The following is a 12,071-nucleotide window of genomic DNA, read 5'->3' on the forward strand; positions in this document are numbered from 1 at the left end:
TTGGAGACTACGACGCCTCGCGTCGAGTAACGAGCGGGTTTCTTCGATGAACGTGATCGACTTGGCACCCTAAACCAGGGTTTCCTTTCGACACGGAGACCACGATGCCCCAGTCGGCGGGAGCCGGGGCACCCCCGGGCGATTTAGCGGAGCCTGCGAGCGTATGAGCCCGGGGGTGCCCCGGCTCCCGCCGACGCGCTCGGTCCCCCGAACCGAGGATCAGCCCTTCGCCGCCGCCGCTTCCAGCTCTGCGGCCACGAGCGCCTCCAGCGCCGGCAGCAGCACATCGTCGCCGGTCTCCTTGGCCACCGGCGCCTCGCCCAACGCTGCCGCGCCTTCGCGCTTGATTCTGGCGACCCACTGTCCGGCTTCCTTGCCCTGCGACAGGCCGGTGCTTTGCAGCAGCAGGGTGCCGTCGGCCGCGAGCAGCTTGAAGTAGAAGAGGCCGTCGGTTTCGCGGTACTGCTTGAACGCCGGCACCGTCGACTTTGCCTTGGTCGCCTGGGCGACCGGCGCGGCCAGCGGCTGGAAGCGTCGCAGGCCGACGGCCTCGCGCGCCTGCGCCAGCAGCGGACCTGCGATGGCGCGGGCCTTGGCGGCGCCTTCCATGAGGATCTCCTCGATCTTCTCGGGATTGGCCATCAGCGCGTCATAGCGCGCGCGCATCGGTCCGATCTCCGCATCGATCAGCGCGAACAGCTGGTCCTTGGCCTCGCCCCAGGACAGGCCACCCTGCAGCGCCGCGCGGAACGCCTGGCGTTGCGCGGGTGTGGCGAATGCGTCGTAGATCTGGACCAGGTGCGAGCCCTCGGTCTCCTTGGGCTCGCCGGGCAGGCGCGAGTCGGTGACGATCTTCGAGATCGCTTCGCGCAACGCCTTCGCGCCGCCTTCGAACAGCGGGATCACGTTGTCGTAGCTCTTGGACATCTTGCGGCCGTCCAGGCCGGGCAGCAGCTCCATCTCCTCATCGATGCTTGCCTCGGGCAGCACGAAGAGTTCCGTCTTGAAGGTGTGGTTGAAGCGCTGCGCGACATCCCGCGCCATCTCGATGTGCTGCGCCTGGTCCTTGCCCACCGGCACGCGATGCGCGTTGAACATCAGGATGTCCGCGGCCATCAGGATCGGATAGCTGTACAGGCCCATCGTGATGCCGGCGTCCGGGTCCTCGCCCGCGGCCACGTTGGCGTCGACCGACGCCTTGTAGGCATGCGCGCGGTTCATCTGGCCCTTGGACGTGACACAGGTCAGCAGCCAGGTCAGCTCGGGGATCTCGGGGATGTCGCTCTGGCGGTAGAAGACGACCCGGCTCGTGTCCAGGCCGGCGGCCAGCCAGGTCGCGGCGATCTGCAGGCGCGAGGCCTCGATGCGGGCCGGCTCGTCGCACTTGATCAGCGCGTGGTAGTCGGCCATGAAGAAGAAACTCTCGGCGCCGGGCTCGCGGCTGGCCGCGATGGCGCGGCGCACCGCGCCGACATAGTTGCCGAGGTGCAGGGTGCCGGTGGTCGTGATGCCGGTCAGGACACGCAGGGTCATGGGAACTCGTCGCCGTCGTTTCGCAAAACGGCGATTGTCCCGCAAAGGCGGGCCCCCGTCGGAGGGACAGGGGTTGCCAGCGCGCGGGCGATCAGCCCAGCGTGGCCATCGACTCGCCGAGGCGCACCGCGCCGCCGGGCTGCCACTGCGCGTTGAACTGCATCGGCAGGTCCTTCGGGAACAGCAGCACGACGGTGGAACCGAGCAGGAAGCGGCCCATCTCCGCGCCCTGCGCGTAGCTGAAGTGCTCGTTCTCGTAGTGCCAGGTGCGCAGGCGGCCCGGCCGCGGCGGATTGACCACGCCGTGCCAGACGGTGGCCATCGATCCGACGATGGTCGCGCCCACCAGCACCAGCACCCACGGGCCGTGCTCGCCTTCGAAAAGGCAGACCACGCGCTCGTTGCGGGCGAACAGGCCCGGCACGCCGCGGGCGGTCGTCGGGTTCACCGAGAACAGGTCGCCCGGCACATGCACCATGCGCACGAGGCGGCCAGCGCAGGGCATGTGGATGCGGTGGTAATCGCGCGGGCTCAGGTAGATCGTCGCGAAGTGGCCGTCGCGGAACTGCGCGCCCAGCTGCTGGTCGCCGCCGACCAGCGCGGTGGTCGAGTACTGGTGGCCCTTGGCCTGGAAGATCTGGTCCGCGCGGATCGGACCGAACTGGCTGATGGCCCCGTCGACCGGGCAGATCAGCGGCGCGTCGGCCAGCGGGCGCACGCCCGGCTTCAACGCCCGCGTGAAGAAGTCGTTGAAGGTCGAATAGGCGGTCGGATCGGACTCGACCGCCTCGGCCATGTTCACGCCGTACATGGCGATGAAGCGCTTGATCGTCCAGGTCGTGAAGCCGCCCAGTTCCGCGCTCGCCAGCCGACCGGCCAGCCGCGTCATGGCGCCCTTGGGCATCAGGTATTGAGGCAGGACGGCAAGGCGATCGGACACGGCATCGGGCCCCCGAAGGGGCGAAAAATGGGTGGCGGATTCTAGGCGGGCAAGTACGGGTCCCACACCCGGGTTGCTCCCGAGCGGGCTTCGCGCCCTCCCACGGGCCCCGCGCGGAAGGTCGGTACCATGACGCCCTGCCCGCCTTCCTGCCTGCCTTCCTGCCTTACGGCGTCCGTCTTCAGTGGTCCCTCCGATGTCTTCCCCCGCGCAGCAGCACGAACACGCGCACGAGCATGCGCATGAGCACAGCTCGTTCTACAAGTTCGTCCGGCTGGACGAGACGGGGGCGCTCGCGCAGCGGCTGCGCGACGTCAACGACGCCCTGGGACGCGCCATCGGCGGCAACCTGCTGCTCGCTCCCGAAGGCATCACCGGCGCCATCGGCGGGCTGCCGCAGGCACTCGATGCCTACGAAGCCGCGCTGCGTGCCGAGCCACCGTTCGCCGACCTGCACTTCAAGCGCAGCTTCTGCGCGACGCGCCCGTTCACGCTGCTGAAGGTGCATGAGAAGCCGGAGCTCGTCGCCTTCGGGCTGGATGGCGTGACCGGACTGGCCGACACGCGCGACACGCATGTCTCGCCGCGCGAATGGCGCGAGCTGATCCGGCGCGATGACGTCGTCGTCCTCGACAACCGCAACCACTTCGAATTCGAACTCGGCCATTTCGACGGCGCGATCGATCCCGGCGTGCGTCACTTCCGCGACTTTCCGGCCTACATCGACGCTCACGCCGACGCCTGGCAGCGCGAAGGCAAGACCGTCGCGATGTATTGCACCGGCGGCATCCGCTGCGAGAAGCTGTCCGGCTGGATGACCGCGCGCGGACTCACTGTGCGGCAACTGGACGGCGGCATCCTCAACTACTTCGAGCAGATGCCCGATGCCGACGCGGACTGGCGCGGCGAGTGCTTCGTCTTCGACAAGCGCATCGCGATCGACACGCATCGACGCGAGACCGCGACGACGGCCGAAGAGGTCTATGGCGACGATCCCGCCGAGGCCTGGCGCCTCGCGCGGGCGAAGCGGCTCGATCCGAAGGGCTGAGTTCAGCCCGTCAGGTCTTCGGTCAGGCGCAGGCGACGCGGGTTGCGCGTGTCGATGACGGCGGTGTGCGCGGCCTTGTCGTGCAAGCCCTGACGGTTGGCGTCCCACAGGATCTGCAGGAAGCCCATGCCGCCGGTCGTCGCGCCGGCCGCGTAGCCGCCGTAGCGGCGCACGCACAGCATCGGCTTGAGCGGCTTGCCGGTCAGCTCGACGATGCGCAGGCCCATCAGCTTCTTGCCCGGCGTCTGGCCCGGCCAGATCAGCGGGAAGGCCACGAAGTACACGAAGGCCCAGACCAGGTTCAGGCCCACCACCTCCCACCAATGGCGGAGTTTCTCGAGCGGCGAGCGCTGGGCCTCGTCCTTGAGCGTGCGCACCTCTTCCTGCAGCGCCTTGATGCGCAGGCGGTCGGCCTTGCGCTGCAGCTCGCCGTCCTTCTCGACCTGCCGGATCACCTCCTGCTCCAGCCCGCCGGAGGCCGAGGCGGAAGCGGCCGACGCCGCGGTCGCGGCTGTCGCGATCGCGTGCTTCACGAGGTCCTTGACGTCCTCGTGGACCTCGGTCGTGTCGTTGTCCTCGTCGTGGCGGTCGGCCTTCTCGGTCGAGGCGGCCTTGTCAGTCGATGCGGCCGCGGCGGCCTCGCGGCGGGCCTGCTTCGTTGGCTCGTCGATGTGCTCCATCGTGCTCGAGTAGAGCCCGAACGCAACCAGGCAAAGCGCCGGCGCCCAGCCGAGCCAGCCGGATTCCTTGCGGACTTCCCCGCGCGATGCGCGCTGCAGCTTGTACCAGCGCCACGCGACCCAGCAGCAGCCGGCGAGCAGCGGCGTGTTGCCGAAGTTAGAGAGCAGCGTCACCAGCGTCACGTCGACGGCCATCGCCTTGGCGCGCTGCCAGGGAGAGGCCAGCGGCAAGCCGAGCAGGGCCGGCGCGACGTTGAGGTCTTCGGGCGTGATCCAGTCGCGCGGGTCCTCGGGCGCCTCCGCCGCGGCGCGCCGCTTCGCGAGCAGCCGGCGGACAGGGGACGCCGCTGGCGAAGGCGAAGGCGAAGGCGAAGGCACGGGCGCTTCCGGCACCGGCGGAACGGTCTCGGAAGTGGGCGGTTCAACGGGCGGGATCATGCGGCAGGATTGTCGCGAGGGCGTTCCCTCTTCGAGGCCCATGACTTCCCTAGCTCTCGCCACGCTCTTGCTCCTCGCGGTACCAGAGGGGGATGTCCCGGTAGATGCGATCATCAATGAGATAGACCGTGCTGGGTACGCCGGGAGCCCAGATCCTCATGCGCACAGAGCGCTGCTTCCATTCCGGCCAGCTGTCGACCTCTCGTTTGGCCTCTTGGATCGCTCGGAGGAATGGGTAATCGTTGCTGTTGAATGTCATGGTCAGGCCGCCTTCGTGGTGTGCAGGGGTGCTCCGGGCCCACTGTCGGGCCCGGCATCGGGAAGCTCGCGGATGAGTCGCTGCTCCTCGGTGACGTAGTCCATGGATGTCGCCCGGAATCGCGGGCCCCAGCCTCGGATAGCGCGTTGCGTGACTTGCCCATCGTCGGTCTTGCGGGGCGCTGTGCCTACGGAGAAGAACTCCATGTAGCGCCGAGGCGCAACGCCTACAAAGGCCCGGAAGTTGGTGCGAATCCGAGACGGCTCCTCGGGCTCCACGCTGATGGCGTCCGCGTGGAGCTGATCCGTGCGGCTCTTTTCGTAAGGCTCGATGAAGAGCACGTCCGCAATGCCGCTTGCAAGGATGTGCCGGGCGCAGAGGTGGCAGGGAAAGGTCGTGCGAGCGGAGCGCGGCCGCATGCGCGAAGAACATGCCCTGCTCGTCGCGCGTGGGCGAGACAAAGGGCTCGGCAAAGACCAGCTGGACCAGTCGCTTCAGGTTTGCCCTCAGTGCCGCACGGCGGCCCGCCAACACAAAGTAGTCCGCCAGCGGAAACACGTCGCCCACCTTCTGTCCCAACGGGGTGTCTTCAGCATGGTCGCGGGCAATGAGGCGGATCGCGAGTTCCTCTGGTCCCGCGTTCCCATGCTGAAGACCAGCAAACCTCAGGGCGAGATTGCGACGTCGACTTTCCCTGGGCGCATAGGCGGAAACGAGCAGGAAGGCCTGACCGTAGACTTCTCGGAAGAGCGCGATTTCCTCGGGGCGACAGAACGACTTCACGAGATAGGCAAGGCCATGAGTCGCGCGGACATCCATGCTTCCCGTGATCTGCTCGCGAAGAACTCGAATGTGCGCCAGACCCAGCCGTGCCACGATGTCCGCATTGCCTGTCGCGCGCCGCAACTTCGTGCCCTTGGTAATGAGCGCATCCATGCGCTCGAACTCATTGCCAGGGCGATGGACCAAGCCCATGAAGGGGTCGATCAGATCGCCTAACGATACGACCCGCGTCTCATAGCCCGCCAAGTTCAGCTGGCTCGCCAAGGTCTCGCAGACGAGGCTCAGGTCGACCCCTGTCGGCCCTACAAATCCGAAGAACAGCTCCGGCAGGCCCTCTGGCAAGTCTTTTGGGGTCGACCGATCCGCGATCGGAGAATCATCATTCGCTGCTTCCATCCCGTGCTGCATGGGCACCTCCAAAAGCATCGACTCTAGGCATCAGTTCCTCTTCCAACACCTGCCCAGGATAGGAGTCATTCGAGCGAATCCTCCCTGGATTCGTAGGCCAACCGACTCATGCAAGTCAGCCGCCCTCGAACCGCTCGCCCCGGAGGATTTCCTCCGTCGCCGGAACACAAGCTCGCTGGTGTCCGCGAGGCCCAGGTTGCAAGATGCACATCGATGTCCCGTTCGAGCGCCGGGCCATCCCGCGACCCCCGATAATTCGCGCTCGTCCACCGAATTCCATCCGCGCGCCCGCGCCAGGCCATGTCCAACCTCATCGTCCACGGCGGCTCGCCCCTGAAGGGCCGCATCGTTCCCTCGGCCAACAAGAACGCCGTCCTGCCCATCCTCTGCGCCACCCTGCTCACGCGTGAGCCGGTCCGGCTGCACGGCGTGCCCGAGATCACCGACGTCAAGAAGATCCTCGAGGTCTTCCGCAAGCTCGGCAGCAACGTGTCCGTGGACTTCAAGAGCGGCGTGCTGGACCTGCACCACCTCGACACCCATTTCGATCCGGCCAAGGACCACCTGCCGGAGGAGATGCGCTCCTCGATCATGCTGGTCCCCGGCCTGATGGCGCGCTTCGGCGCCGCCCGCATCGAGGACGACGTCAAGGGCTGCACCCTCGGCGCGCGCGAGATCGATCCGCACGTCGAGGTCTTCCAGCGCTTCGGCGCGAACGTCGACCGCGCCCCCGACGGCCTGGTCGTGAAGGTCGAGGGCCAGCTCCGCGCCAACGACCACTGGACCGACTACGCCTCCGTCACCACGACCGAGAACTTCGTCCTCTGCGCCGCGCTGGCCCACGGCACCTCGACGCTGATGAACGCCGCCAGCGAGCCGCATGTGCAGGAGTTCTGCCAGTTCATGCAGATGCTCGGCGCGAAGCTCGAAGGCCTGGGTACCTCGCGGCTGACCATCCACGGCGTCGCGGCCCTGGGCGGCGGCGAATTCACCTTCGCCGAGGACTTCCACGAGATCGTCACCTTCCTGGCGCTGGGCGCGATCACCGGCGGCGACGTCCGGGTCAAGAACTCGCAGCCCGAGCAGTTCCCGCTGATCGACCGCACCTTCGCCAAGTTCGGCGTCCAGATCATCCATGAGGACGGCTGGTCGCGCTCCGTCGTCGACGGCAAGCTCAAGGTCAAGGAGCCCTTCACCCGCAACATCCTGCAGAAGGTCGAGGCGGCGCCGTGGCCCTACCTGCCGGTCGACCTGCTGCCGATCTTCGTCGCGCTCGGCGTGAAGGCCGAGGGCAGCGTGATGTTCTGGAACAAGGTCTACGACGGCGCGATGGGCTGGACCACCGAGCTGTCCAAGTTCGGCGCCCACGCCTTCCTGTCCGACCCGCACCGCATGGTGACCTTCGGCGGCAAGACGCTGAGCCCCGCCGAGGTCGAGAGCCCCTACATCATCCGCGTCGCCATCGCGCTGCTGATGGTCGCGGCCAGCATCCCCGGCAAGTCCGTGATCCGCAACGCGACGCCGGTCCGCCGCGCCCATCCGCAGTTCGCCGAGAACATCACCCGCCTCGGCGCCAAGGTGGAATGGGTCGAGGGCGACTGATCGTCGCGGTACTTGCCGCGCTCTCGACCACCGCGCCCGCGGTGGCGCAGCCATCGCCGCCGCCGGCCCCGCCCGTGCTGCGCTGGCTCGTGCAGGACATGCCGCCGCATTTCGTCTATCGCGACGGCAAGCCGCCGCAGCGCGCCGAGGACCTCGGCCAGGGCGAGGTCGACGGCTTCCTGCGCCTGCTCATCGAGCGCATGCCGCAATACCGGCACGAGTTCATCGAACTCAGCCTGCCCCGCTTCGAGGCCCAGGTGCGCCAGGGCGAGACGCTGTGCTCCGTGCTGCATGTGCGCACGCCCGAGCGACTCCAGTGGCTGTACTTCACGACGCTCTTCCCGGCCATGCTGTCGCGCCAGATCCATGTGATCGTCCGGCGCGAGGACCTGGCCCGCTTCGAATCCAACGGCCAGCCGCTGCAGCTCGCGGACCTGCTGCGTCGCACCGATCTCACCGGCCTGCTGCCGCGCGACCGCAGCTACGGGCCGCGCATCGACAAGCTGCTCGCCGCGAATCCGGAACGCGCGCCGCGCTCCATCGTCGCGGGACGCGGCGTCCACCTGCTGCCCATGCTGCGGGCCAGACGGATGGACTACACGCTCGAGTACCCGATCATGGTGGACGAGTACAACGCGACGCATCCCGGACCGCCCGAACTCGCCAAGCTGCCGCTGGCCGAGGGTCGCAGCACATCGGTGGCCACCGCCGGCTGCAGCCGCACGCCGGAAGGTCGCCGCGCCATCGAGGCGATGGACCAGGCGGCGCGGCAGCTCGCCGCCGAATCGCAGCGCGATGCGTGGATCAAGGCCTGGCGCAACGGCGCGCCGATCGATACCGACGACCTGCAGCGCCTGAACCGTTTCCTCGACGAGCGCGCTCGCAGTCCGGCGCAGATCGAGTGAACACCGCCGCAGGCTGAAAGTTCAGTTCGCATGGCCCGTCCGCCGAAGCTCGCCCTGCCGCTGCGCGACGGCGTCGCCGCGAGTGCGCTCGCCTGCCCGCCGGGCCCGTGGACGCGGGTGCTGGACTTTCTCGCCGAGCGTCTGCCGCTGGTCGCGCGCGACGACTGGACGGCGCGGATGGCGCGCGGCGACGTGCTCGACGACACGGGCACGCCGCTGCCGCCCGATGCGCCCTATCGCGCGCAACGTCGCCTCTACTACTGGCGCTGGCTGGACGACGAGCCGCCAGTCCCTTTCGAGGCACGCATCCTGCACGTCGACGAGCATCTGCTCGTCGCCGACAAGCCGCACTTCCTGCCGGTCACGCCGAAGGGTCGCTATGTGCAGCAGACGCTGCTGACGCGCCTGCGTCGCGAGACCGGCCTGGCGGACCTGAGTCCCGTGCACCGGCTCGATCGCGAGACGGCGGGGCTGACCTTGTTCTCCGTGCAGCCGGCCACGCGCGACGCGTACCAACGGCTGTTCCGTGATCGCGACGTCGAGAAGGTCTACGAGGCCATTGCGCCGTGGCGCGACGACATCGGCGCACGACTCCCATTCGAGTACGAAAGCCGACTGGAGGAGCATCCCGTCGACTTCATGCAGATGCGCACCATCAACGACATGGAAGCCACGCCGAATGCGCGCACGCGCATCGCGCTGATCGAACGCCTCGGCGCCGACCGCGCCCGCTACGAGCTGCGCCCGCACAGCGGCGTGAAGCATCAGCTGCGCGCGCAGCTGTGCGCATTGGGGTTGCCCATCGAGGGCGACCGCATCTATCCGGTGCTGCAGCCCGTCGAGGACACGGTGGACTTCACGCGTCCGCTGCAACTGCTCGCACGCGAGATCGCCTTCACGGATCCGGTGAGCGGTCAGCCGAGGAAGTTCGTGACCTCGCTCCAGCTAACCGCCGCGGCGACGCCCTCGTAGCGCGCCCCACGGGTCTCCCTGGGCCCGGAACATGGTGGGAGGTTCGCGGACGCGAGGCCTCCTACCCTGTGGCGGGCCGCGCCTGGCGACGGCACGCGAGCGCCGTCGGCAAAGCGCTCAGGCGCTCAACGCGTCGAGCTTGCGCAACGCGGCCAGCGTCGCCCGGCAAGCGCCGGCGAGCTCGGTGCCCTTGATCACGAGGTGCTCATGGAAGAAGCCGTGATGCGTCGCGTGCTCATGGAACGCCAGCGGCGTGAGCACCGCGGAGAACACCGGCACGCCGGTATCGAGCTGCACCCGCATGAGACCGTCGATGACGGCCTGCGCGACGAAGTCGTGCCGGTAGATGCCGCCGTCGACGACGAGCGCGCACGCGAGCACCGCGTCGAACTGCCCGCTGCGCGCGAGCTTCATCGCATGGAGCGGGATCTCGAAGGCGCCGGGGACCTCGAAGGTCTCGACGCGGACGGGCCCGCCGGCTTCGAGTCCGCGGATCGCGGCCTCGCGACATCGGCCGACCAGGTCGGCATGCCAGCTCGCGGACACGATGGCCACGCGCGGAACGGCGGAGGAGGGAGAGTGGAGTTGGGTCTGATTCATGTGAACCCTTCGGTTGGAACGATGAATCAGGGCGCGCACGCACAACGCGGCCGCCCGGCGGCGCAGGCGCGAACGCTTGCGCCGGCCCGCGAGGCCGACGATGGACGCGATCTCTTTCATCCGGACTGTGACCGTCGGCCCTGGTTTCTCACCAGGTCTGCTGACCCCGGCACCACAAGGGCGGTGCCGGGCGCTCGCGGGCTCCCGGGGTCGTCGGTCTGTCGACCGCGCCCCGGATACCGCCGGTGGGGACTTCCACCCCGCCCTGAGAACGCTGCCCCGCGCGCCTTCGGAAAGAGGGTACGCGGAGCCGGCGGATTCTAGGTTTCCGAACCCGGATCGGAGCGGGGCGGTCCGCATGTCCCCACGGCTGCGACCGGTGTTCCCCCAGAGGTGGGCCACCCTGAGTGCGACGAGTCGCCAGATCGATTCGGGCGACCGTCCCGGCCCGCCTGGGCCATTCGGGGACACGCCACGGCTTGGAGTTTCCCCGGGGAAACCAGCGAACACGGCTCGGCACAATGGCCCGACGATGACTTGACGATGTATGGCGGGACTCCCGTCGCAAGCTCGGCATCCACGCATGACCCACAAGGCCATCCGCATCTCGGTGGGCGCCCGCCCGCTGCTGGCGCTGTTCGTGTTCGGACTGCTGCTCGTCGCGTTGTCCAGCGGCTGGCAGTTGCGCGAAACGACACAACGCCGCGCCGTGGAGGCCGACGCCGAGTTGAGTGCCATCCCGCTGCTCTATGCCGGGCCGCTGGCGTACAGCCTCCAGCAGCGGCTGGAGCGGCCCGAAGCGCTGCACGGCCTGCTCCACCACATCCTCACCCGCCACAACCTGCGCCGCGTCGAGCTGCACACGCGCGATGGCCAGCAGTTCCGTGCCCTGTCCGACGACGACGGTGAACCGGGCCAGAGCGCCGAGTTCTCGCTCGCCGGCAGCGGCGAGCTGCGGCTGCAGGCGTCGGCCTCGACGATCGGCGACACGCTGCGCCGCGATCCGCTCCTGCGCTCCGCCCTGATCCACCTGACCCTGGCGACCGTGCTGGGCCTGGTCGCCGCGCTTTTGCTGGACCGCTGGCTGCTGCGGCAGTTGAACCACCTGTCCGCGCAGGCCCGCCGCTTCGATCCGACGCTGCCGCCGCAGACCCTGACCTGGCTCGAGCCCGGCGAGCCGCGGCCCCGCGAGCTGCTGCAACTGGAGCAGGCGCTGGACCATGTCCGGACCTCGCTGGGGGACGAGCTGCACCGCGAGCAGTCCCGCGGGCGCGAACTGCGGGAGGAGATCGCCCGCCAGCACCGCGCGCTGCAGCAGGCGGAGCGATCCCTGGAAGCGAAGCGGCGCGAACTGGCGTCCATGGAACGCCACGACGCGTTGACGGGCATCGCCAACCGCAGGGAATTCGATGCCGCGCTGCGGCGTGAGTTCAAGCGCGCGCAGCGCGACCAGGGGCGACTGGCGCTGGCGATCCTCGACGTGGACCACCTCAAGCCGTTCAACGAGCGCCACGGACGCAGCGCCGGCGACGAAGTGCTGCGCCGGCTCGCGCGGCTGCTCGCCGAGCACTTCCAGCGCGACACCGACCTGGTCGCCCGCCTGGGCGGCGAAGAATTCGCGGTGCTGCTGCCCGGCTTCGACATCGAGTCCGCGCAGGGGCTGATGGAAGCGCTGCGCGAGGGCTGGCGCGCCTTGGCCGTGCCACATGGGGCGCTGCCGGCGGGGACGCCCGAGGGAAAGACGGACGACGGGATCGTGACGATCAGCGCCGGCCTCGCGGCCTCCCAGCCGGGGCATCCCTACCTCAGCCCGCAAGCGCTGCTGCAGGCGGCGGACGAGGCGCTCTACCTTGCCAAGCACATGGGACGCGACCGGCTCTGCCTTGCGTCGTGAGCGCGGCGG

The 12,071-nt window shown here is 68.7% G+C and carries 11 protein-coding genes and 1 riboswitch; of the genes, 6 read left to right on the forward strand and 5 right to left on the reverse strand.

Going from position 1 to position 12,071, the window contains the following annotated elements:
- Positions 1–219: 219 nt before the first annotated feature.
- A complete protein-coding gene (locus ACQ4L4_RS20870; RefSeq protein WP_431100785.1) occupies positions 220–1,533 on the reverse strand; it encodes a tryptophan--tRNA ligase in 1,314 nt (437 codons plus the stop codon).
- 91 nt (positions 1,534–1,624) lie between these two features.
- On the reverse strand, positions 1,625–2,473 hold the full coding sequence (gene asd / locus ACQ4L4_RS20875) for an archaetidylserine decarboxylase (protein WP_431100786.1): 849 nt from the start codon (positions 2,471–2,473) through the stop codon (positions 1,625–1,627).
- A 196-nt stretch (positions 2,474–2,669) separates the two neighbouring features.
- Here asd and ACQ4L4_RS20880 point away from each other — a divergent pair, with 196 nt between their 5' ends.
- A complete protein-coding gene (locus ACQ4L4_RS20880; protein WP_431100787.1) occupies positions 2,670–3,521 on the forward strand; it encodes a rhodanese-related sulfurtransferase in 852 nt (283 codons plus the stop codon).
- A 2-nt stretch (positions 3,522–3,523) separates the two neighbouring features.
- On the opposite strand, the gene ACQ4L4_RS20885 is transcribed toward ACQ4L4_RS20880, so the two are convergent.
- Positions 3,524–4,579: an RDD family protein gene (locus ACQ4L4_RS20885; protein WP_431100788.1), complete on the reverse strand. Its 1,056-nt coding sequence runs from the start codon at positions 4,577–4,579 to the stop codon at positions 3,524–3,526.
- Between the two features lie 109 nt (positions 4,580–4,688).
- Entirely contained in the window at positions 4,689–4,898 is a 210-nt protein-coding gene (locus ACQ4L4_RS20890) for a hypothetical protein (protein WP_377159093.1), read from the reverse strand.
- Positions 4,899–5,315: 417 nt separating this feature from the next.
- Between ACQ4L4_RS20890 and ACQ4L4_RS20895 the strand changes: the two genes are divergently transcribed.
- From ACQ4L4_RS20895 to ACQ4L4_RS20910, 4 genes are all read left to right on the forward strand, one after another.
- Positions 5,316–5,897, forward strand: coding sequence for a hypothetical protein (locus tag ACQ4L4_RS20895; protein ID WP_431100790.1), 582 nt, complete (start codon positions 5,316–5,318; stop codon positions 5,895–5,897).
- 492 nt (positions 5,898–6,389) lie between these two features.
- Complete coding sequence (locus tag ACQ4L4_RS20900; protein ID WP_431100791.1) at positions 6,390–7,691, forward strand: UDP-N-acetylglucosamine 1-carboxyvinyltransferase; 1,302 nt, start codon at positions 6,390–6,392, stop codon at positions 7,689–7,691.
- Positions 7,673–8,596, forward strand: coding sequence for a TIGR02285 family protein (locus tag ACQ4L4_RS20905; RefSeq protein WP_431100792.1), 924 nt, complete (start codon positions 7,673–7,675; stop codon positions 8,594–8,596). The genes ACQ4L4_RS20900 and ACQ4L4_RS20905 overlap by 19 nt, the downstream gene beginning before the upstream one ends.
- 30 nt (positions 8,597–8,626) lie before the next feature.
- Positions 8,627–9,568 (forward strand): pseudouridine synthase, encoded by a 942-nt coding sequence (locus ACQ4L4_RS20910; protein WP_431100793.1) that lies wholly within the window; start codon positions 8,627–8,629, stop codon positions 9,566–9,568.
- A gap of 117 nt (positions 9,569–9,685) precedes the next feature.
- Here ACQ4L4_RS20910 and ACQ4L4_RS20915 read toward each other — a convergent pair whose 3' ends face one another.
- Positions 9,686–10,168, reverse strand: a complete 483-nt coding sequence (locus tag ACQ4L4_RS20915; protein ID WP_431100794.1) for a 6,7-dimethyl-8-ribityllumazine synthase — start codon at positions 10,166–10,168, stop codon at positions 9,686–9,688.
- A gap of 104 nt (positions 10,169–10,272) precedes the next feature.
- Positions 10,273–10,445: riboswitch (FMN riboswitch) on the reverse strand.
- Between the two features lie 306 nt (positions 10,446–10,751).
- Here ACQ4L4_RS20915 and ACQ4L4_RS20920 point away from each other — a divergent pair.
- Positions 10,752–12,062 (forward strand): diguanylate cyclase domain-containing protein, encoded by a 1,311-nt coding sequence (locus ACQ4L4_RS20920; RefSeq protein WP_431100795.1) that lies wholly within the window; start codon positions 10,752–10,754, stop codon positions 12,060–12,062.
- Positions 12,063–12,071 lie beyond the last annotated feature (9 nt).

This window comes from Roseateles noduli, from assembly GCF_050626985.1.
Lineage (GTDB): Bacteria > Pseudomonadota > Gammaproteobacteria > Burkholderiales > Burkholderiaceae_C > Roseateles > Roseateles noduli_A.